The organism is uncultured Methanobrevibacter sp., from assembly GCF_937906425.1.
Lineage (GTDB): Archaea > Methanobacteriota > Methanobacteria > Methanobacteriales > Methanobacteriaceae > Methanobrevibacter.
On sequence record NZ_CALCYR010000263.1, the window covers coordinates 1 to 22504 of the forward strand.

The following is a 22504-nucleotide window of genomic DNA, read 5'->3' on the forward strand; positions in this document are numbered from 1 at the left end:
TTTTAAAATTTTTAAACAATTAAAATTATTTTTTTATTAATTTGTACTAATTTATATTTATTTATTATAATATTAAATTTTTATTTTTTTAGTTTTTCTTATTTAAGTTGAATTTTATTTTATTTTTTTATTTTTTTTCTTTTTCTAGCTGAATTTTATTTTATTTTTTTTAATTTTTTTCTTTTAATTTAATTTAATTTAATTATTTTTTTAATCTTTTCCTTTTAATTTAATTTAATTATTTTTTTTAATTTTTCTCTTAATTTAATTTATTATTTTTTTTAAATTTTTTCAAAATTTTTAATTTTAAGAATTAAATTATTTTTTATTATCTTTTTGAAATTAATATATAAATCTTTTAATTAAAATTAAATCGATAATAATATTAATAACACATAACATAAGTTAAAATGTAGTTAGTTCTATGTCATTTTTTTATTTTTTTAATTTAAATTTCAATTGGTTTTTAACCATTTGGAGATTTGAATCGTGGAATTAATGATATACAGAACTTCCCACAAATCCATAATTTCAAAATTAAGTTATAAATCATTTATTTCTTCTTAAGATGATTATTTGATGATTTATTTTTTTAATTGAAAATGTGAAGTATTAAAAAGGATTATTATAGATTTTTAAATTAAATTCAATAGTAAAAGGTTTATTGTAGATTTTTAATAAAATTTAACATTTTTCTTTTGATTTTTTATTTGCAAATAATTTTTTAATATTTTTTCATTGAAATTAAAAAAGGATTATTCAGTAATTTAAGAGGATTTTAGATGTTTATAGTTTAGACCTGAAAGAATTATTTAATTCGGAGGTGTCGAAATGAAAGACAAAAGCGCAAAAAATTTGAGAAAATCCATGAATCGTGGATCTATTGAACATGATAGTAAAGTAGCTGAAAATGAGGGAGAAATCATGACTTTAGCTAAAAAAGAAGTGATTAGCATTTCTCAATCCAGATCCATTAAGGAAGCTGCTGAAATGATGATAGAACATGAATTCAGAAGATTACCAGTAACTCATCCTGGCTCAAATAAACTTTTAGGTATAGTAACTGCTATGGATATTCTAGATTTCTTAGGTGGTGGAAGTAAATTTGACATTATTGAAAAGAAACACAATGACAATTTCTTGGCAGCAATCAATGATCCTGTTAAGGAAATCATGACTCGTGATGTTATTTCCATAAGTCCTAAATATTCCATTAAAGAAAGTGTAGCAGTAATGACCGAAAATGGTATTGGTTCTTTACCTATTGTTGATAAAGAGGATAAATTAGTGGGAATAGTCACTGAAAGAGATTTTGCTTTAGCACTTGCAGGTTCTCTAACCAATGAAAAAGTTGGAGACATCATGGTTAAGAATGTTATTACAACAACTCCTGGAACCCCTATTGAAAGCTGTTCCAAAATAATGGTTAGAAACAATTTAAGAAGAATTCCTGTAGTAGAAGAAGACAATTTGGTAGGTATTGTTACCTCCACTGATATTTTAAGATTCTTCGGTGATAAAGAAACATTTGCTACCATGACTTCAAACAGTGGTTTGGATGTTTTAAAAAGAAAAATCTCTGAGATTGTCAAACCAAATATTTCAATTACTGAACCTAGTGTTAAATTAGGTGATTTATGTGAATTATTAGCTGAAAAGAATATTGGTGGAGTTCCAGTTGTTGAAGATGATCAACTTGTTGGAATTGTTACAGAAAGAGATATTTTGAACACAGTTCTTAAATAATTAAATTATTGTTCTGATATCAGTTTAAGGAATAAATTATTTTGCATTGATTTTCAGTTTAAGAAATAAATTATTTTTTGACTGATTTTCAGTTTTAAATAATTATATTTATTGAATTTTTAGCTAAAGGGTTTGAAGATAGTTTATTATTAATTTCATAAAGGGATTTAAGATATTTTTAGTTTTAAATTTAATATTTCTAGTCTTAAAGATACTCTATTTTTAATTTTAAATTGTCTTTTCACTTTTTTTAGCTTAATTATCTAGCTGCTTGAACTTTAAGAGATAGCTATTGATAAGTAATTATTTAATCTGATAGATGCTATTATTTAATAATCCTATATTTATTTTTCTAATAGCTATTTCGACTTAAATCGTTGGGATTAAAATGAGAATTAAAAATATTATGTCAGAGAATGTAGTATCTATTGATAAGAATTTAAACATTTGTGATTGTCTTCGATTAATGTATAAAGACAACTTATCAAGGATACCTGTTACTAGTACCAATGAAAATAAAAAATCTTTAGTGGGTATTATCTCAGAAAAGGATATAGCTAATAAATTAGGGTCTGCTAAATATGGTAATTTAGCACCTTCACATTTCCATGTATCTACTGTAATGGTTAAGGATTTAATCACTGCAGATGTGGATGATGAATTGACAGATGTTGCAAATATATTGATTGAGAAGAATATTGGAGCTATTCCAGTTTTATCTGATGGTGAAATGGCTGGAATCGTTACAAAATCCGATTTTATTTATCTTTGTAAGGCTAAGGCCTATGAAAAGATTAGAGTTAAGGATATTATGACTCAGGATATTATTTCCATATCTGTTGATGATCGTTTGATTCATGCAAGAAAGGTCATTATGGACTCTAAGGTCGGACGTCTATTATTGACTGAAGACAATGAGCTTGCAGGAATCATTACTTCAAAGGATATTGCAAAGGCATTGGTTTCATTTAGGAAACACAATTCTGATAAGAATATGTCTTCACGTATTAAGGAATTGATTGCTGGAGATTATATGTCTAGAAATGTGGAAAACATTTCCGCGGAAACTACTATTCCAGACCTTGCTGACGCAATGATTTCAACTGGTTATAATGGTTATCCTGTAGTTGATGAAGAAGATCAAATTATAGGAATTGTAACTCAGTCTGACTTGCTGAAATTGATTTATGAGATTGAAACACAGTAATTGATTTTGGTTAAAAGCATAAGATTCTCTTATGCTTATTTTTTTCTTTTTTTATTGTTTTTTACTCTTTTTAATTATTTTAACTCTTTTTTTAACACTGTTTTTAATCCTTAATTAGGTTAATTAGTTCTATTTTTCTAAAACAATGATTTTTATATTAGAATAAATAAAGTTAAAATAGCACAAAATTAAGAAATATCTTTAAAAATTTAAAAAATTTTATTTAATATTAAAATTATTTAATTAATTTAAGAAGTATTTATTTAGTTTTAAAATTTTTTATTTAGTTTTAAAATTTTTTATTTAGTTTTAAAATTATTTTTTGTTAAATTTTGCATTGTTTTAAAATTGATATTTTTATTATTCGAGGTTATTTATTTATGATTCATGAAAAGGTAGCATTTTTAGGTCCTCAAGGAACATTTTCCCACGAGGCAGCTTCATTAGTGTCTGATGATTTGATTTCATACTGTTCAATTCCAACAGTTATGAGTTCTGTTGAGTCTGGTGAATGTGTATGTGGTATTGTTCCTATAGAGAATTCAATTGAAGGTCCGGTTAGTTTAACTTTAGACTCATTAATTCACAATTTTGACTTAAAGATTAAAAATGAGATTATTATTCCAATTAACCATAATCTTTTGGCAGCTTCCGATGTCACTGTTGATGAAATTGAAAATGTTTATTCCCATTCTCAAGCTATTGGTCAATGTCAACCTTATTTGGAAAGGAATAACTTAACCGCTCATTATTCATTAAGTACTGCAGCTGCAGCTAAAAGGGTTGCAGAAACTGGAGAGGATGCGGCTATTGGCACATTGAAGGCTGCAGAATTGTATAATCTTAAGGTCATTGATACAAACATTCAGGAGAATTTCAATAATCAGACCCGTTTTGTTGTATTGGATAAAGAGGATTCTCCAATAACTGGAAATGATAAGACTTCCATTTCATTTTCCCTCTTTGAGGATAAGCCTGGAGGACTTTATGAGATTTTATCCATCTTTGCAGAGGAAAACATTAACTTGACTAAAATTGAGTCAAGACCTTCCAAAGAAGGATTGGGACATTATATTTTCTTTATTGATATGGAAGGGCATCGTTTGGATGAAAATATAAGTAGGATTTTAAATGAATTGGAGTCAAACACTTCATTCTTTAAAGTTTTAGGCTCTTATCCAGTTTATAGCGAAGATTTATTTAAATAATTCTTTATTTTTATTTCATTTTATTTCATTTCATTTTATTTTATTATTTTTTATTTCATTTTATTTCATTTCATTTCATCAATGTCCAAATTCAACAATTTTTTTAATAATTTTTTTCTTTGTTTTTTATTTCAATTTTTAAAAGCGTCATGGCTTTTTTTGATTTTTTATGAATTTATTTTTAATTTAAAATTTATTCTTTTTTATAGCATACTTTATAAAATATAAAATTAATATATACAATTATTATAATTATTAAACCTTTTGTTTAAATATGAATATTTTATTCCATAAGTTTATAGGAGGGAATATATGAGTCAGGATAAAAGAAAACTTATGCAAATTCTTCAAAATCTTGAACAAGATTATGAGGCTGGTTTAATTTCTGAAGAAAAGTACATTTATCTTTCTAATCAGTATAAGCATAAGATTGAAACTATTGATGTCAGTAATAGGATTAGAGCTATGCAAGGTAAAAACGAAGTTCAGTCTCTCCATCCTAAAGATGATGCTCTTGATAAAAATCGAGAGGAAGATGAACGTTTGGTTCAAAAATTTATTAATAATCCCGAATCTTATAATAGGACTAGAAAAAAAGAGGAGAAAAGCAAGTCCTTTAGTTCTTTATATGTTGTTTTAGCAGTTGTTTTCTTACTTGTTGCTTTTGGAGCAGGAATAACCTTTGGTATGACCAATGGTTTTGAAAATGATGTTACAAATATGATTTCAGGCGGTGCAACAATTAACGATACTGCATTCCCATATGTGGAAGCAAATAAGACAACAAGTTCTAACTACACTTCAAATTACACTTCTTACACTTCTACTAAATCATATTCAAGTGATTATAGTTCTGATTCATATAGTTCTAGCAGTGGATCAGATTACAGTAGTTCTTCCAGTTATTCAAGCGGTTCAGGTAGTTCATCTAGTTCTAGCGGTTATAGTTCTGGAGGTTCTGGCAGTTCTTCTGGTGGTTCCATTTCTGGAGGTTCTGGTAGTTCTTCTGGTGGAGGTTCTAGTTCTGGTGGTTATAGTTCTGGAGGTTCTGGTAGTTCTTCTGGTGGAGGTTCTAGTTCAGGAAGTTCTGAATGATTTTAAAATATTTTTGGAGATAATTTATGAAAAAAATTTTTGCTATTGGGCTTATTATCGTAATATTGATCTTAGGTGCTTCTTTCCTTATTGTTCATCCAATTACTACTGGTGGGGATGTTAATAAATCCCAGGAAACAATTGAATTTAGTGAGAATGGAGTTAACTTATTGATTCCTGGAGATTGGGTTTCTGCTAAATCCAATTCAAACAGTTCCATTCTAGCTGTTGCAGACTCTAACACTAAGGATTCTGCAGGATTTAATAGTATTAACCTTAATGTTGAAAAGAAATCCACTTATAATTCACTTGATTATGAATTTAAGTCAAATTATAATCGTTTATCCCGTAATTCTGCATATGAAATATTATATGAAGGAAATGTTACAATTGCAGGAACTCAAGGTATGGAAGTAGGTTATACCTCAAGTGATACAGGATATTTAAAACAGCATAAGGCTATCTGGTTTAAGAAGGATTCTGACATTTATGTTATTTTATGTACAGCTCCTGAATCCAAATGGGCTGAAGAGGAAAGTACTTTTGACTTTATTATTAATAATATGCAATTTAATTAATTGATGATTGAATTTAGGGTATTCTAATCATTTAATTGGTTTAATTGCTTATTTTATTTTTTAATTTTTTAATTTTTATTTAATTTAGAAATTTTTTATTTTATTTAGAATTTAATTTTATTTAGAATTTTTTTATTTTTTTTAGTTTTATCTTTTATTGATTTAATTAGTTTTATTGGTTTATTTAGTTCTTTTAATTGATTTTCATTTAATTAATAAGTTTAATTAAATTTAAGACATTATTATTTATTTTAATTTAATTTAATTTAATTAGTATTATGTATTGATTATTTAGATGTGATTTTATGGATATTGTATTATGTGTAACTGGTAGTATTGCAGCTACTGAAACAATTAAGTTAGCTCGTGAGTTTAGAAGGCAAGGTCATAATGTAAAGGCTTTTATGACCAAGGAAGCATGTAAAATCATTCATCCAAATGCTTTGGAATTTGCTACCGGTCAGGAAGTTGTAACAGAGCTTACAGGTAAGATTGAACATGTCAGATATTCTCAAGAGGATTTGATCTTGGTTGCTCCAGCTACCGCCAATACAATAAGCAAATTTGCATACAGAATTTCAGACAATCCTGTAAACACTCTTTTAATCACTGCATTTGGACATAATACTCCTATTGTCTTTGTGCCTTCTATGCATGATTCAATGTATGATGCAGTTAGTGAAAATGTGGAAAAGCTAAAAAAGGATGGAATTGTCTTTGTAAATCCACGTATTGAAGAGGGAAAGGCTAAGTTTCCAGCTATTGAAGATATTGTATTGTCATCTATCAGAACAGTTAATCTTGATAAGGCTCAAAAGAATGAGGCAAGTGATGAAATTTCCAAGTTTGCAGATAAAAATGTTTTAATCAGTTTGGGAGGAACATTTGAGGAGATAGATCCTATCAGGGGTATTTCTAATAGGTCTTCAGGTAGAATGGGTCTTGAATTGGCAAAAGAGGCTTATATTCGTGGTGCCAATTTAAAGATTTTGGCAGCTCATCATGAGGTAAATATTCCTAAAAGCTTTGATGTTGTTAATGCAGAATCCAGTGGTCTTATGAATGAAAAGGCTAATGAATTGATTCCAGATTATGATATTTTTATAGCTACTGCTGCAGTTTCTGACTTTACTCCTATTAAAAAGGAAAATCATAAGATTTCATCATCATTAAATCTTTCATTGGACTTTGAACCTGTTGCAAAAATCATTAGACAAATTAAGAAAATCAATCCTAATATCTATTTGGTAGGTTTTAAGGCTGAATATGATATAAGTGAGGAAAGGATGATTGAATGTGCTAAAACTCAAATGAAGGAAGCAGGAACAGACTTGGTTGTTGCAAATGATGTTGCAAGTGAAGGCTGTGGATTTGGATCTTTGACTAATGAAGTTATTTTATTAAATGATGAGATAAAAAAAGTTGATTTAAGTTCCAAATCAGAAATAGCCAAATGCATTTTTGATGAAATTGCCAATAATATTTAATTGGGCTTTTTATTTTATTGGCTAATTTTAGTCTTATCTTTTGTTTATTTTTTTAATTTAGCATCTTATTTTTTATTATATTTTTTTTATTTTTTATTTTTAGTTTTGTTTATTATTTTTTCAGGATTTTTTTAATTTAATCCTCTTTTTTAAAAATTTTTTAAAAATGTTTTTTTATTTTCCTTGATTTTTCCCCAATTGTTCATTTTTTTCATAAATTTTACTCTTAGTATTTTTTCTTAATTAATAGTTTATATTTTTATTAATGCATCTTTCATCATATGCTAATTCTAGCATGTGAAATCAACAATTATTGAATTAGTTCATTTAGTTTTATTATCTAAGTTTAAGTGATAATATATTAAAAAAAGTATTACTTTTTTATAAAAAGATAGGTTCTTTCTTATTTTTGAAATTAAAGAAAAAATTAGTAAATTTTTGAAAAAATCTTGTAAAAAAATAGTTAAAAATAGTTTATTTAATAAAAAAAGTTCAATCCTCTAAGTATGCTAATTATGGAGTGCTTTCATGAGTGAATTGACTTAGAGGATATTTTTATGAACTCTTTTTTTATTGCATTAGCAATTATATATTTGTTATTTTCTTATATAAAAAGCTTTCATAAGTAATACTTTTTTGAGATTGTTAGTATTTTTTAGAACTATTAAAAATATTCTTATTTCATATTAATTTGCTTATAAATTTATTATCTGTGAAATTATAAAGTTCATAGTATTATTTTCAATTTTAACTAACAATCAGTTATTTATCACATAATTCTATACATAAATTTTAGTTTTCTTTTTATGAATTTTTTAAAAAAGTAATACTACTTTAAAAACAGTTTTTAAGGGTTTAAATTTAGTTTTGTCTTCTTTCTGTTCTTTAATTTATAATATTTTTTAAAATTTTATTTGATTTTATTAATGTGTTTATATTATAAATGGTATATTTATTAGCTAAAAAAAGTAGATTTATTTTAAACAAAGAGTTTATTTTTTAAAGATATATTGAATAAAAAGGTTTATGTATGGTTTTTGAAAAATTTTTTTTTAAAAAAATTAATATAAATGATTTTAAAAAGATTTTTCAACAAGAAATGCGATATGGTCTTTTTCATAAGGCTCTAATTTGATTTTTTCAAGAATGGAATAACCATTAGCTTTTATTTTTTTCTCCTCTTCCTTGAAGATTTTTTTAGGTTTTTGAATAACGTCAATGCTTCTTGCTTTTATTGTAATTAGGCCTTGGCCATCTTCTTTTAGGAATAAGTCCATATTTTTCATGAACAATTCGCTTTGTTTTTCCTGAGCAACGTCACAATAGACTAAATCCACTTTTTCAACCTTGTTTAAATAATATTTTGGTTTGGTTGCATCAGCAAGTAATGGTGCAATGTTTTTTCTCTTTTGACTGAGTCTCACCAATTTCTTCATGCTGACAGGTGAAAATTCCACTGCATAGATTAGTCCATCATATGCAATGTCTGAAATGTGTGAAACTGTTGTTCCTGTAGATGCGCCTAAATATAATATTTTTGAATTATTCTCTATCTTTAAGTCATAAAGCCCGTTTAAAAGTGCAGCTGCCAATTTTGATCTTCTTGGATTCCATAATCTGTATTCAGTCCCCTCCTCTTCCTGAATCAGCTTTTCATCATAGACCTTAATTCCAGGATTAAGATTTTTGGTAGCTATGTTTCCATCCTTTTGAAAAATTTCCATTTAAACCATTCCTTTCTTATTTTAACCCTTTTTTCATTAGTTTCTTCACGGTTCTAAATTCTTAGTTTAACCCTTTTTTCATTAGTTTCTTCACGGTTCTAAATTCTTATTTTATAAGCCTTTTTCATTTAATTTATTAAGTCCTAAATTTCTATTCCTAATCTGTAAGATTATTTCCTTTTCTTTCTCTTTTTATTTTTCTTGTTTTTCTTGTTTCCCTTATATTTCTTGGATTTTCCCTTCTGTTTTATTTCCTTTTCTAGAGCCTTTTCATTTTTTCTTTTTCTTGTGGTTTTTTTAGGGAATGGATTTTCTTTTTCTATTTCCTCTACCTTTTTCAGATAGTCTTCAGCAATTTTAGGATCGTATTCTCCACTAAAAACGTCTTTTCTAACGGCAAAGGTAATTTTCAATGCAAGATTTCTTGCTATCTTTCCTCTGTTCCACCAGCTTGCGCCTCTAACGCTTGGGTGTTGGAAAATAAGCCCGTGTTTTGGCGGTCTTTCTCCAGTTTTCAAATGTCTGAAGACTGCCTTTTCAGCACCCATGATTTGGACAGTACTTGCAGGATATGTTGCCAATCTTTTTATGCTTCCAATATGGGCTATCAATTTAGCACCTAATGTAGCCCCCAATAGGTCTCTAAGGTTTGGAGCAATGCTTTCCATTTTATTGTCAATATAGATTTCCAATTCCTTTCTTGAATTTTGAAGTGAGTGGATTGATTTTGCAAAGCTTTTAAGCATTATCAAGTCTTCCTCTTTAATGTCTGCACCGCTGCTGTATTCAATATCTTCGCCGATTATGTTTTGATGGTTTTCAATGATGTCTTCTCGGTTTTCACTTTCAGCAATAAGTTTAATATAACTCTCATTGTTTGAGATTGTATCCATTTCAGGGAAGTAAATTGTGTACCAATCACGGATACGTTCAACCATTTTGCTTATTGACTCGTCTATGTCATCTACAGAATTGATTGCCTGAATGAGCAATTTGTCCTCTTCCTGTGAGGATTCCTTAATTTTTAGGATAGCCAAGTCTTCGTAGTATTTGCTGATGTCCTCATCCTCATCTAAAAATCCTATCTTATCCAGGATTTCATCAAGGTTTTGCCTTAAATGTTCTCCACCCTTATTTGGGCTTTTAATGATGATTTTTTCATAATTGTCCAATTCATTATATTGTGATCTTCTTTTTGTTGTTTCGATAAAGATTGAATCATCCTCATTTAGTTTCAAATCATCAATCAACTCGATTTCCTCATCACAAATTTCATCTTTTTCAATTTTAAGAAGATTTAAGCCAATATTTTCCTTATCAAATAGTTTATAGTTGACTATTTCAAGACCTTCATCAAAAGCAAAAAATCCTGCAATAGATTGTGTTATATAATATTCCATAATTTAATTTTAATTTTTATTTTTAATATAGTTTTATTTTGTTTTTTGAATTAGTCTGATTTTTTGGTTTTATTTTATTTTTTATTTTTTTATTTTTTATTTTGTTCTGTTTTTTGTAGGGTTTTATTTTTTTTATTTTTTATTTTGTTCTGTTTTTTGTAGGGTTTTATTTTTTTTTTTTATTTTCATTGGTTTTATTTTAGTATTGTTTTGTCTGAGTTTTAATAAAAATCAAATATTATATAACATATGTTTTATATAAATTAAATTAGTATAAAATTAAAAATATTTTTTCAATTTTTAAGTTTTATAAGTTAGATATTATTTAATTTATTGGAGGTTAATAATGTTAAAAACTAATTTATGTGGGATTAGGTTGAAAAACCCATTGATGCTTGCTGCAGGGGTTTTAGGAAGTCATGCTTCCTCATTAAACTGGATTTTAGATTCTGGTGCAGGGTCTGTAGTTTCCAAATCATTTTCCAAGGAGCCAAATGAGGGATATAAAAATCCAACTACTGTAGCTGTTGAAGGAGGAATAATAAATGCAATTGGTCTTTCAAGCCCTGGCGTTGATGCATTTATAGAGGAATTGGAGGCTGTCCAACGTCATAAGGGAAGATCCATAGCTTCAATTTATGGAGCAACTCCTGATGAGTTTTCATATGTTGCAGGAAAGGTTGAAAAGCTTGTTGACATGATTGAATTGAATGTTTCCTGTCCTCATGCAATGGAAGGTTATGGGGCTTCAATCGGTCAAAATCCTGATTTAACACGTGAATTCGTTAAGGCAGTAAAGGATACTGTTGATGTTCCGGTTCTTGCTAAATTAACTCCAAATGTAACTAATATTTCAGAAATAGCTATTGCTGCTGAAGAGGGGGGAGCTGATGGATTGACATTAATAAACTCATTAGGCCCTGGAATGAAAATTGATATTGTAACAGGAAATCCAATATTGTCAAATAAGTTTGGTGGTATGAGTGGTCCTGCAATTAAGCCAATAGCTATTCGTTGTGTTTATGATGCCTTTGAGGCAACTGACATTCCAATTGTTGGTGTTGGGGGAATACGTAATTATTCTGATGTTGTGGAGTTTTTATATGCTGGTGCAAGTGCAGTTCAAATAGGCACTTCAATTATGTATGAAGGTCCTGAAATCTTTGGAAGAATCAACTCAGATTTGGAAAACTTTTTGGAAGACAGTGAATTTAATTCTATTGAAGAAATGGTGGGATATGCACATAAATAGTATGTTGTTTGTTTAAACCTTTTTAGGTAGTTATTTAATCTTTAGGGTATTATTTAAACCTTTAGGGAATTATTTAACCTTTTATTAAAAAAAGTTCTGATGTTAATTGTGCATAAAATTATTATATTGATTTTTGGTGATAAAATGAATGTACCTCAAGTTTTAGAGATTAAAAGAATTGTTGAAGAAACCCCTTCAATAAAGACTTTTATTTTTGATTGGACTATGATAGGTGAGAATATTCCAGAACCTGGTCAGTTTGTAATGGTTTGGAATTTTGAGGATGAAAAGCCTATGTCCATTTCATATATTGATATTCCTGCTGGAGAATTAGGTATTACAGTTAAAAATGTAGGAGAATTTACTGAAAACTTACACACTCTTGAAGTTGGAGATAAATTAGGTCTTAGAGGGCCTTATGGAAATGGTTTTGATACTGATTTAGATAATATGAGGGTCTTGGCTATTGGGGGTGGAGTTGGAATGGCTCCTATAGCTTCATTTGCTGAAAAGGCCTTAAAAAATAAGGCAAAAGTTGATGTAGTTTGCGCTGCTCAAACCAAGGCTGAACTTTTGTTTGACACTCGTTTAAAAGAGGCTGGCGCTACAGTTTATACCTGTACTGATGATGGATCATGTGGTTATAAAGGTTTTGCAACCCAAAGGGCTTTTGAGCTTATTGCAAATAAGGAATACGATTGGGCAGTTGTCTGCGGTCCTGAAGTCATGATGAGACCACTTTATGGAACTCTTGAATCAAACATGATTGACGGAGAATATTCCATGGAACGTTATATGAAATGTGCAATTGGTGTTTGCGGCCAATGCTGTGTTGACAATACCGGTTGGAGAATCTGTGCAGAAGGTCCTGTCTTCTCATCAGATCAGATGTCTCAAATCGAAGAGTTTGGAGAGTATCATAGGACTGCTTCAGGCCTAAAAGTTTATTATAGGTAGTTAAATTATAATTTAAGAAAATTATTGGATTGGATAATTTATTTATTTAATTTTTTATGTTTATGTGGAAATTTATTGGATTGGATAATTTATTTATTTAATTTTTTATGTTTATGCGGAAATTTATTGGATTGGATAATTTTAAATGGGATTAAAGCAAATTAATTTTACTAAATATAAAAGAACTTAATTGTTTTATTTAAAGGTAGATAGAATGTTTGATTTAAGAGAAAATAAATATGGAATTCATATAATAATCATAATTGCCTTATTGATTATTTCATTTTTTACTATTGCTCCAGTTTTAAACATGATTTTGCTTGGTGCAATGTTTGCATATGGTCTTAGGCCGATTGCTCAAAAAATCCAATCTAAAATTAAATTTGAATCAATTTCTATCTTTATAGCAATGTTTGTTGTATTAATTCCATTGATACTCCTATTCGGATATGTCTTTTGGGAATTGGCTAATTTTGCCACAATGTTTTTAAGTTCAAGCAATATGGTTATTGGGCCTGACTTAAGTCTTGGAGATGCAATTAATTCACTTGTTCTAAGTTTGCCTCCAGATGTTCAGAATTTCATAAGCCCTTATCTTCAGTCAATTATTGATTCAATTCATGGTCTTTTATCATCAACATCAAATTATCTTGTAAGTATGATTAAAAGCTTTTCAGACATTCTTTTACAATTGTTTGTATTGATTTGTTCCATATTTTACTTTACAAGAGATGGGGATCATGTATGGGAATATGTTTTTGCATTCATTCCAGATGAACATAAACCTTTCTTTGATAAGACCTTTGGAGAAGTGGCTGATGTATTGAAAAGCATTTTCTACGGTCACTTTTTAACCGCTGTCATTATTGGTGTAATGGGAGGAGTAGGTTATTTCTTACTGGGATATAAATTTGCCCTATTCCTTGGAATCGTTATTGGAATATTCCAGTTAATCCCTATTTTTGGTCCATGGATTGTTTATTGGGCATTGGCAATTTATGATGTTTTCATTACTGGAAATGTATTAAGGGCCGTATTGGCAGTTTTATGGGGATTCGTACTTAGTTTAAGTGATATGTACACTCGCCCATTCCTTGCAGGAAGATATTCGGACATTCCTTCTTTAATCTTTTTAGTTGGATTTATGGCAGGACCATTGGTCTTTGGAATTGTAGGATTTATTTTAGGGCCATTGTTTTTAGGAATAACTTATGCGGTAATTAAGTCTTTAAAAGAGGAATTAGATTCTGATAGGGAAAATAAGGAAAAGGATTTAAGTTCTGATGAAAAGGATTTAGATTCTGTTGTAGATGATAATTCTGTAGATGAAAAGGATTTAGATTCTGTTGTAGATGATAATTCTCTAGATGAAAAGGATTTAGCTCCTGTTGCTAATGAAACTATGGAAAAATGATTTAAATTTTATATTTTTATTTTAAAATTAAAATAATGAATTGTTAATTATTATTTGGGGTTATAAAATGGTTAAAAGAAATATTGTTCTTTTAGATATTGATTATATAACTTATGATGAAAAACCGGTTATGCGTTTGTTCGGTAAGGTTAATGGAGAAAATTCCAATGATATTATTGCTTTGGATGATTCATTCACTCCATATCTTTATGTTTTGCCTTCCAATAATATAGACAAATGTATTGCTGATTTGGAAAGTCTAAAAGAAGAAGGTGAATTGTCTTTTACTAGTCTTGAAAAGGTTAATAAGAAAGATTTGCAGGTTCCTCGTGAATTTGTCAAGATTAATTTCACCCATCCTCAGGAAGTTCCAAAATATAGGGATTTGATTTGGGACTTGAATTCAGTAAAACAACTAAGGGAACATGATATTCCATTTTATAGAAGATATTTGATTGATAATGCCCTTGTTCCAATGGCTGAATTGGAACTTAATGGAGAACTTATCGACTCATTTGAAACCATAGACAGTGATAGTGAATCATTGGAAATCCTTAAGTTGACAGAATCTCCTAAAACCTCAAGTACTGATTTTCAGGATTTCAGAATGATGAGCTTTGACCTTGAGGTTAGAAACCCTCATGGAATGCCTAATTCTGCAGAGGATGAAATAATCATGATTGGTATTGACAGTAATGTTGGTGTTAGAAAGGTTATTTCAACAAAGGGTGATGAATTTTCTGATGATGAGGAAATGGGCTTTATTGAAACTGTTGGCAGTGAAAAGGAAATGATTGAACGATTTGTTCAAACAGTTAAAGATGCCAATATAGATATTATCATCGGGTATAACTCAGATAATTTTGACTTCCCTTATCTTAAGGACAGGGCTAAGATTCATGGAGTTGATTTGAATTTAGGATTTGACGGTTCTGATGTAAAATTCCTAAGAAGAGGATATGCTAATGCCGCTTCCTTTAAGGGTTTGCTTCATATTGACCTTTACCTTGTAATGAGAAGATATATGTCTCTTGATAGATACACTCTTGAAAGGGTTTACTTTGAATTCTTTGGTGAGGAAAAGATAGATGTTCCTGGAGAGAGAATATTTGAATTCTGGGACAATGGTGGAGAGGAGTTAAGAAACTTGTTCAAGTACTCCTTGGATGATGTGGTGGCTACCTTGAAGATAGCTATGGAAACCTTGCCATTGAATCTGGAATTGACCCGTATTGTTTGTCAGCCATTCTTTGATGTAACCCGTATGGCTACAGGTCAACAGGCAGAATGGTTTTTGGTTAGAAAAGCCTTTGAGGCAAATGAGGTTGTTCCAAACAAGCCTTCCTTGACCAAGAAAAACATTGATGACAGGGGAAGCAATTCTGGGGGTTATGTAAAAGAGCCTGAAATAGGATTGCATGAAAATCTGGTTCAGTTCGATTTTAAGAGTCTGTATCCTACCTTGATTATTTCTAAAAATATATCTCCAGATGTTTTGGTAAAGGACAATGTTTCCTATAATGCAAAATTTGAGGACTTTGAAACAGGTTATGATGAAATAGACAATGATATGGAAGAGGAATTTTTTAACAATTCTGAAGATGATGAGGATTATTACATCTGTCCTGAACATTTCTTCAAGTTCAAGAAAGAGCCTCAAGGTTTTATTCCGCAGGCTTTAAATGATGTATTGCAGGAAAGGTTTAGGGTTAAAAATAGAATGAAGGAAACTGAGGATCCTATTTTAAGAAAGAGTCTTGATGTTCAGCAACAGGCATTGAAGCGTTTGGCAAATACAATGTATGGAGTTTATGGATTTTTAAGATTCCGTTGGTATTCATTTGAATGTGCTCAAGCTATTACAGCATGGGGACGTCAGCATATTAAGAAAGCTATGAAGGAAGCTGAAAATTATGGTTTTAAAGCAATTTATGCAGACACGGATGGTTTTTATGCTAAATATGTAAAAGAGGACAAGTAATATTGATTTAGATTTGGTGAGTTAATAATTGAATTATTTGTATTTGGAGATTGTTGATTTTATTTTAAAATTTATTTTTTAGTATTTGGAGTTTGTTGATTTTATTTTAAAATTTGATTATTATTATTTAATTGGTTTTTAAAAATATTTTAGGATGTGTGTTTATGGAAGAAAAGATAGCTTTAGCAGCATGTAGTGGTATGAGTCCAAATGGTTTGGTTTCAAGGGTTGCAGTTCATGATTTAGCAATTGATGACCATGAAATATTGTCTATCTGTATGGGTTCAACTTCTGCAGACAGTGAAAGTTTTAAAAATATGGCTAATAAATATCCTATTTTAGCTATTAATGGTTGTGAAGGAAATTGTGTGGCTAAAATCTTAAATCAAAAAGGCATTGATGTTGTTGAGGAACTTAATGTTGGGGATATTCTCTCTGAAACTGAATATAAGGCAAATGATGCTGCAAGATTGGATGATGAAGGAGAAAAATGTGTAGAAATAGTTAAGGATGTTATTGAAAATAAGATCGAAGAGCTATTGTACAGGGAATAGTTAGGTGATACTTATGGTAAATCCAGTTAAAATTCATGATAATAATCTTTGGGATGCATTTGTAAAGGACAGTGAACATTATTTTGCTGTTTTAAGCCCTGGCTGTAAAATAGCAATTTTTGTAGGGGAAACCGATAAGAATTTTTTATTGATTGAAAGAAAGGAAGGAATGATTGATTCCAAGTTTAATGTAAACAGTTCCTTGAATATGATGGAAACTGATTTGTTTTTTACTATTACTGAAGAGGATGCTTCAGAACTACTGGATGATTCTTCTAAGTTTTCTCAATTTATTAAGGAGGGGAAATTGGGAATATTCTGTTTGGTTGATGATGTTGTAATGGCTGAAAAATCCCTTGACACTTTCTTAAGTGATATTGGTTTTGCACCATCTTGTTCTTTTGAATAAAAACTAATTTTTTCTTTTAATTTTTTTAGTTATTTTTTAAATTTTATTTATTTTTTAAAATTTTTATTATTTTAAATTTTTATTTTTTAGATTTTTATTTTTTAGATTTTTATAATTTTTATTTACTTTTCTATTTTTACACCAGTTTATCTATCTTTATATTTTTTTATTTTATTTTTTATAAATTTACTTTTATTATTTTAATTTAACGATTGATAATTTTGACACTTGTTATTTTAAAATTATTTTAATTGAATTTTATTTTAAAAATTTTAATATAAATTTTTTAGTTAAATTTTTATAAAAGTTGTTGTCATTTTTTTAATAAATAGTTAACAATATTGAAAAAAATTTTATTTTTTATAATTGTAAAAATCATGAAATTATTAATGGGTATTTGTTAAATGATTAATTTCTAAATATTGTGAATTTGTAAAAAGTAAAAATATTTAATAATTTTTCTAGTTAAAAATAGTAAAGTTAGTAAAGTTAGTAAAGTTAGTAAAAAAAGTTAAAAAAGTAAAAAATAGAAATATTTATTCAGTTAAATAACTGTCTAAATCTATTTCTAAATTATTACAGGTTTCTTTTAAGGTTTCATAGAGTTTTTCATCTATTTCTAAACCTTTTTCTGTATTTTCTGCAATTCTTTTTACTTCAAGATCTCCTGGAATAAATGTGTTTCCAGATTCTCTGATTTCAGTAACAAATTCTTCAACTTCTTTCTTGAATTGGTCTATTGAAACGAATTTGGATGGATCAATAGCTATAAAGAAATCTCCTTTGTTACAGTTTTCCTTATAGTCTCCTGCAGTTCCGGTTACTGCAGTACCAAATGCAGCGTTTACTAATGGTCCACACATAATTTCAATCATAAGACTTAAAGCATATCCTTTAACTCCACCAAATGGTAAGATTGAACCTTCCAATGCAGCTTCAGGATCACAGGTAGGATTTCCATCCTTGTCAATTGCAGTGTTTGGAGGAATTTCTTCACCTTTTCTTTTAGCTTCCAATAATTTGCCTCTTGCACTTACAGAGGTTGCCATGTCTACAGCAATGTAGGTGTCTGAAGGAATGCCTATAGCTACAGGATTGGTTCCAAGAATTGGGGATTTTCCACCAAGAGGGGCTACTCCAGGTTCAGTGTTACATGTTACAATACCAATAACATCATTTCTTATTGCTAAATCAGAGTAGTATCCTGTTACTCCGAAATGGTTAGAGTTAAAAGTACCTACAGCACCAATACCCATTTTTTTAGCTTTTTCAATAGCTAAAATCATTGCTTGGTGTGCAATATATTGGCCAAAGAGACTTTTTCCATCAATTAATGCGATAGAGTCGGTTTCTTTTACAATTTCAAATTCTCCGTCGGTTTCGATGAAACCATTTTCGATTCCTTTAATGTATTGTGGGAATCTACCAAGTCCATGAGAAGTGAAACCTTTCAAATCAGAGTCTATTGTAGCTTCAGTAACAATATCCGCTTGATTTTCTTTAACTCCGAGTTTGATTAAAATTTCTTTTACAAGTTCTCTTTCATTATTAACACTAATTTTCATTTTTTCCCTCCTTTACTACTGCGTATTGCTGTAATCAATTTTAGTGTAAATTATTAATAGTTTATGGTTTTTGTTTTTTTGAATTTATTAAATAAAAATCTGCTAAATAATCCTGTTTTGTTTTTTTACAGTTGTTTTGGATTATTTTGCTAAATAATCATGTTTTGTTTTTTTACAGAATTTTTGAATAATCTTAATTAATATTCTATTTCAGTTCCTTCGAAGGTTTTAACAGTGATTTTTTCTTCATCAATTACTTTTCCTACGATATAAGCTTCAATGTTTTTATTTAAAGCTTCAACAACTGCTTCAGCTTCATCTGGGCTTGCGATTACACAGAATCCAATTCCCATATTGAAAACCTTATACATTTCTTCTAAAGGAACTCCTTGATTATAGATCAATTTGAAAATCTCTTGTGGTTCTGGATAATTGTCAATTTCAAATCCAATTCCTTTTTTAAGTCTTGAGAGGTTATTTACTCCTCCACCAGTCATATGTGCAAGTCCTTTAATGTTAAAGTCTTCCTTTAAAAGTTCAACAATAGCTTTTACATATAATTGGGTTGGCTTTAACAATTCTTCGCCAATGGTGCTGTCTGAATTTGGCATTTTGTCATCTACACTGAATCCGCCATCTTCAAATATTGCTCTTCTTGCAAGACTTAAACCATTACTGTGGATTCCACTACTTCTTAATCCAATAAGTATGTCTCCAGCTTCAATATTCTCTCCAGTGATGATTTTGTCCTTGTCTACAAATCCTATTCCAGTACCTGCTAAGTCAAAGTCTTTAACTATTCCCGGAAGTGAAGCAGTTTCTCCACCAATAATTGCTATTCTGGATTCTTCTGCCCCTTTAACCAAACCGTCAGCGATTTCACTAGCCACTTCTGGATCAGGTTCTTCAACTGCGAGGTAATCTACAAGTGCAATTGGTTCTGCACCTACACAGAGAATGTCGTTTACAACCATTGCAATCATGTCGATTCCAACGGTATCGTATTTTTCCATCATTTTAGCTACTAAAATTTTACTTCCTACACCATCGGTACTCATTGCGATAGCCTTGTCCCCAAGTTCTACTAATGCTGCGAAGTGTCCGCTGTCAGTAATAATGTTTCTATATTCTAATGTTGGTTTTAATTTTGAAGCTAATTTTGCAACTGTAACAGCTTCAAGGTCAATATCAACACCAGATTCTGAATAAGTAACCATAAATTCACCTTATTAATAATTTGGATTGTTTTAAATTAAGTTAATTTTTAATTAATTTAATTTTTTAATGGAAATTTAATTATTTTTTCTTAATGAGTTTTTAACTCTTTGGAAAATTATTTTTTTTAAATTTCCAAGTTTAATTTTTCAAAATTTTTTTTAATCTCTTGAAAATTATTTTTTTTTAAATTTCCAAGTTTAAGTTTTTAATTTTTTAAATTTTTAAATGCTTAATATATAATATTTGTTTTAGCTATTATTTAATTATATTATATTTGTTTCCAATATTTTATATTGATTTGGCTTTTTGTTTTTATTGTTTAAAACAATTTCATATCATCAATATTTATTTTATTTCTTAAAATCTATTTTATTTTGTATCGGAAACTATTGAAGTCTTACTGCATCCAGGATAAGCGGAGTTTTTGTCTCAATCTTATAGCTTCTGTGAATGCTTGAAGCCAAGTCAACGGTTTTATAAGGGTCTCCGTGACAGGTGATAATCTTATCAGGTCTTGGATGCAATCTTTTGGCAAATTCCATCAATTGTCTTCTGTTGGAGTGTCCACTAAATCCTTCAATGGTTTTGACTTCCATTTTTACATTGAATACTCTTGTCTTTCCATCTTCATCTTCAAATGGCAATTCTTTATGTCCCTTTTGTATTCTTCTACCAAGGGATCCTTCTGATTGGTATCCTACAAAGACAATTGCATTTCTTTTGTCTTCACATAACCATTTAAAGTATTCTACAGAATTTCCTCCTGTTAACATACCTGATGTTGAAAGTATGATTGAAGGTTCTCCCTCAACAATTTCCTTTCTTTCAACATTGTTTTGAACCTTGTTGAAGTATTCTGCCATGAATGGGTTTCTGCTCATGTGGAAGATTTGGTCCCTTAAATCCTTACTTAAGTATTCAGGTCTTGCAGTGTGAACTGCAGTAGCTTCCCAAATCATTCCGTCAAGATGGATAGGAACTTCATCAATCATTCCATGACGCATATATTCTTCAAGCACAATCATCAATTCCTGTGCCCTTCCCACTGCAAATACTGGAAGCAATACTTTTCCACCACGTTTTAAGGTCTTATAGATGGTTTTCATCAATTCTCTTTCAGCATTGTTTCTGGAAGGGGTAACATCCTCGTGACCACCATATGTACTTTCCATTACGCAGCTTTCCACTCTTGGGAATCTTGTGGTTGCAGCTTCAAGGAGTCTGCTTCTTTCATATTTGAAATCACCAGTATAGAGCATGTTATGAGCACCATCTCCTATGTGGAAGTGACACATTGCTGAACCTAAAATGTGTCCTGCATTGTGCAAGGTCAATTTAATGTCTGGTGAAATGTCGGTTACAACACCGTAATCAAGGGTGATTGTGTGTTTAATCATCTTTTGAACATGTTTACGATTAAATGGGAGAGTATTATTCTCTCTGTGAGCAATATCAATATAATCCAATTGTAAAAGAGTCATTAAGTCTCTTGTTGCACTTGTACAGTAAACAGGACCTTCATATCCATAGTGGTATAGATATGGGATAAATCCGCAGTGGTCCAAGTGAGCGTGAGATACAACAACAGCATCCAAGTCTTGGATTGAAAATTCAGGAACTCCTAACATTGGGAATGAAGCTTTATCATCTTGTCCTGCTACGTTTACTCCACAATCAAGCAATACTCTGCTGTTTGGAGTTTGCAATAACATACAGGAACGACCTACTTCCTTAAATCCTCCCATAGCGGTTAATCTGGTCCATTCATTTTCGTATTTTCCGCCTTGGTGAATTCTTGCACCTAAACGTTGTAGGATTTTCTTTCTTTCCTTACTGTTGTGCATTAAAGTGGTTCTGATTCTATCAATCATTTCAGATCTTATTGGAGGAGTTCTTAAGATTTTTGGAGCCCATCCGGTTTTTCTAACGATTTCTCTAGAGGTAACTCCATATTTTCCAATAACAAGTCCAGGTTTTATAGCTTCGATGATTACTTCATTTGTAACCTCATCAAAGTTTATGTTTGAAATTTCAGCATCTTCTGGAACTATCTCTTCAACCTTTTGGATAGTTTCATCATAAGGCAATAATACTGATTTATCTGATCTGATGATGATTCTTTTTCTAAGTTCTTTAGCTAAATTCCTGATTAAATCTCCGTTATCTGCTACAATATCTGGGTTTTTTGTATAGATAACTACTTCAGGGCCTTCGAATTCAATATTTGCTAATTGAACTTCTTCAGGTAGTTTTTCTGTAATTCTTTCTTTAATTTCTTCTAAAACGTTTGAAGCCATATAATCACTTCGAAAAATAGATGTATAAAATTAGTATATGATAATAATTTCAATATTTGGATAAAAATTTTTTAAATAAATATTTTTATTTTATTAAAATATTTTAATTAATATTTTTAATCTTAAATTATCTTTTAAAAATATTCTTTAATCTGATATTAGCAAATATTCGTTAAGTAAATTGGAATAATTTTTAAATAAGCTGTTTTTTTTAAATCATTATTAATTTAACAATTTTAATAATTTAATAATTTAAAAATTTAATAATTTAAAAATTTAATTAATTTAATTTATTATTTTATTAATTTAATTCATTATTTTATTAATTTAATTCATTATTTTATTAATTTAATTCATTATTTAATTAATTTATTAATAATTTATCCCTCTTTTATTCTTTTAAAATGAATTT

General features: G+C 29.3%; 17 protein-coding genes. 12 read left to right on the forward strand and 5 right to left on the reverse strand.

Annotated features, from left to right (window positions below):
* Positions 1-831: 831 nt before the first annotated feature.
* From Q0138_RS07705 to coaBC, 6 genes are all read left to right on the forward strand, one after another.
* Positions 832-1746, forward strand: a complete 915-nt coding sequence (locus Q0138_RS07705) for a CBS domain-containing protein (protein ID WP_297982958.1) — start codon at positions 832-834, stop codon at positions 1744-1746.
* A gap of 388 nt (positions 1747-2134) precedes the next feature.
* The gene (locus Q0138_RS07710) at positions 2135-2953 is read left to right on the forward strand and encodes a CBS domain-containing protein (RefSeq protein ID WP_297982961.1); all 819 of its coding nucleotides are present in this window, start codon (positions 2135-2137) and stop codon (positions 2951-2953) included.
* Positions 2954-3336: 383 nt separating this feature from the next.
* On the forward strand, positions 3337-4161 hold the full coding sequence (gene pheA, locus Q0138_RS07715) for a prephenate dehydratase (protein WP_297983008.1): 825 nt from the start codon (positions 3337-3339) through the stop codon (positions 4159-4161).
* Between the two features lie 312 nt (positions 4162-4473).
* Positions 4474-5256, forward strand: coding sequence for a hypothetical protein (locus tag Q0138_RS07720; RefSeq protein ID WP_297982963.1), 783 nt, complete (start codon positions 4474-4476; stop codon positions 5254-5256).
* Positions 5257-5282: 26 nt separating this feature from the next.
* Complete coding sequence (locus Q0138_RS07725; protein WP_297982967.1) at positions 5283-5834, forward strand: PsbP-related protein; 552 nt, start codon at positions 5283-5285, stop codon at positions 5832-5834.
* A gap of 305 nt (positions 5835-6139) precedes the next feature.
* Positions 6140-7321: a bifunctional phosphopantothenoylcysteine decarboxylase/phosphopantothenate--cysteine ligase CoaBC gene (gene coaBC, locus Q0138_RS07730; RefSeq protein ID WP_297982970.1), complete on the forward strand. Its 1182-nt coding sequence runs from the start codon at positions 6140-6142 to the stop codon at positions 7319-7321.
* 1076 nt (positions 7322-8397) lie between these two features.
* On the opposite strand, the gene Q0138_RS07735 is transcribed toward coaBC, so the two are convergent.
* On the reverse strand, positions 8398-9045 hold the full coding sequence (locus Q0138_RS07735; RefSeq protein WP_297982973.1) for a fibrillarin-like rRNA/tRNA 2'-O-methyltransferase: 648 nt from the start codon (positions 9043-9045) through the stop codon (positions 8398-8400).
* Positions 9046-9215: 170 nt separating this feature from the next.
* A complete protein-coding gene (locus tag Q0138_RS07740; protein WP_297982977.1) occupies positions 9216-10445 on the reverse strand; it encodes an ATP-binding protein in 1230 nt (409 codons plus the stop codon).
* Positions 10446-10791: 346 nt separating this feature from the next.
* Between Q0138_RS07740 and Q0138_RS07745 the strand changes: the two genes are divergently transcribed.
* The 6 genes from Q0138_RS07745 (at position 10792) to Q0138_RS07770 (ending at position 17012) form a co-directional block, all read left to right on the forward strand.
* A complete protein-coding gene (locus Q0138_RS07745; protein ID WP_297982980.1) occupies positions 10792-11697 on the forward strand; it encodes a dihydroorotate dehydrogenase in 906 nt (301 codons plus the stop codon).
* A gap of 144 nt (positions 11698-11841) precedes the next feature.
* Positions 11842-12654, forward strand: coding sequence for a dihydroorotate dehydrogenase electron transfer subunit (locus Q0138_RS07750; protein WP_297982983.1), 813 nt, complete (start codon positions 11842-11844; stop codon positions 12652-12654).
* 214 nt (positions 12655-12868) lie between these two features.
* Complete coding sequence (locus Q0138_RS07755; protein WP_297982986.1) at positions 12869-14068, forward strand: AI-2E family transporter; 1200 nt, start codon at positions 12869-12871, stop codon at positions 14066-14068.
* 67 nt (positions 14069-14135) lie between these two features.
* Positions 14136-16049, forward strand: a complete 1914-nt coding sequence (locus Q0138_RS07760) for a DNA-directed DNA polymerase (RefSeq protein WP_297982989.1) — start codon at positions 14136-14138, stop codon at positions 16047-16049.
* 164 nt (positions 16050-16213) lie between these two features.
* Positions 16214-16603, forward strand: a complete 390-nt coding sequence (locus Q0138_RS07765; protein ID WP_297982992.1) for a putative zinc-binding protein — start codon at positions 16214-16216, stop codon at positions 16601-16603.
* A gap of 13 nt (positions 16604-16616) precedes the next feature.
* On the forward strand, positions 16617-17012 hold the full coding sequence (locus tag Q0138_RS07770; RefSeq protein ID WP_297982994.1) for a hypothetical protein: 396 nt from the start codon (positions 16617-16619) through the stop codon (positions 17010-17012).
* Between the two features lie 536 nt (positions 17013-17548).
* On the opposite strand, the gene comC is transcribed toward Q0138_RS07770, so the two are convergent.
* The 3 genes from comC to Q0138_RS07785 form a co-directional block, all read right to left on the reverse strand.
* On the reverse strand, positions 17549-18577 hold the full coding sequence (gene comC, locus Q0138_RS07775; protein WP_297982997.1) for an L-sulfolactate dehydrogenase: 1029 nt from the start codon (positions 18575-18577) through the stop codon (positions 17549-17551).
* A 197-nt stretch (positions 18578-18774) separates the two neighbouring features.
* Positions 18775-19794 (reverse strand): phosphoribosylformylglycinamidine cyclo-ligase, encoded by a 1020-nt coding sequence (gene purM, locus Q0138_RS07780; RefSeq protein WP_297983002.1) that lies wholly within the window; start codon positions 19792-19794, stop codon positions 18775-18777.
* Between the two features lie 387 nt (positions 19795-20181).
* Positions 20182-22092, reverse strand: a complete 1911-nt coding sequence (locus Q0138_RS07785) for a beta-CASP ribonuclease aCPSF1 (RefSeq protein ID WP_297983005.1) — start codon at positions 22090-22092, stop codon at positions 20182-20184.
* Positions 22093-22504: the final 412 nt, after the last annotated feature.

What these genes read in the sequence shown, in the direction of transcription:
- Q0138_RS07705 (WP_297982958.1), top strand. Translation starts at nt 832, where the DNA reads ATGAAAGACAAAAGCGCAAAAAATTTGAGAAAATCCATGAATCGTGGA.
- Q0138_RS07710 (WP_297982961.1), top strand. Translation starts at nt 2,135, where the DNA reads ATGAGAATTAAAAATATTATGTCAGAGAATGTAGTATCTATTGATAAG.
- Q0138_RS07720 (WP_297982963.1), top strand. Translation starts at nt 4,474, where the DNA reads ATGAGTCAGGATAAAAGAAAACTTATGCAAATTCTTCAAAATCTTGAA.
- Q0138_RS07725 (WP_297982967.1), top strand. Translation starts at nt 5,283, where the DNA reads ATGAAAAAAATTTTTGCTATTGGGCTTATTATCGTAATATTGATCTTA.
- coaBC (WP_297982970.1), top strand. Translation starts at nt 6,140, where the DNA reads ATGGATATTGTATTATGTGTAACTGGTAGTATTGCAGCTACTGAAACA.
- Q0138_RS07735 (WP_297982973.1), bottom strand. Translation starts at nt 9,045, where the DNA reads ATGGAAATTTTTCAAAAGGATGGAAACATAGCTACCAAAAATCTTAAT.
- Q0138_RS07740 (WP_297982977.1), bottom strand. Translation starts at nt 10,445, where the DNA reads ATGGAATATTATATAACACAATCTATTGCAGGATTTTTTGCTTTTGAT.
- Q0138_RS07745 (WP_297982980.1), top strand. Translation starts at nt 10,792, where the DNA reads ATGTTAAAAACTAATTTATGTGGGATTAGGTTGAAAAACCCATTGATG.
- Q0138_RS07750 (WP_297982983.1), top strand. Translation starts at nt 11,842, where the DNA reads ATGAATGTACCTCAAGTTTTAGAGATTAAAAGAATTGTTGAAGAAACC.
- Q0138_RS07755 (WP_297982986.1), top strand. Translation starts at nt 12,869, where the DNA reads ATGTTTGATTTAAGAGAAAATAAATATGGAATTCATATAATAATCATA.
- Q0138_RS07760 (WP_297982989.1), top strand. Translation starts at nt 14,136, where the DNA reads ATGGTTAAAAGAAATATTGTTCTTTTAGATATTGATTATATAACTTAT.
- Q0138_RS07765 (WP_297982992.1), top strand. Translation starts at nt 16,214, where the DNA reads ATGGAAGAAAAGATAGCTTTAGCAGCATGTAGTGGTATGAGTCCAAAT.
- Q0138_RS07770 (WP_297982994.1), top strand. Translation starts at nt 16,617, where the DNA reads ATGGTAAATCCAGTTAAAATTCATGATAATAATCTTTGGGATGCATTT.
- comC (WP_297982997.1), bottom strand. Translation starts at nt 18,577, where the DNA reads ATGAAAATTAGTGTTAATAATGAAAGAGAACTTGTAAAAGAAATTTTA.
- purM (WP_297983002.1), bottom strand. Translation starts at nt 19,794, where the DNA reads ATGGTTACTTATTCAGAATCTGGTGTTGATATTGACCTTGAAGCTGTT.
- Q0138_RS07785 (WP_297983005.1), bottom strand. Translation starts at nt 22,092, where the DNA reads ATGGCTTCAAACGTTTTAGAAGAAATTAAAGAAAGAATTACAGAAAAA.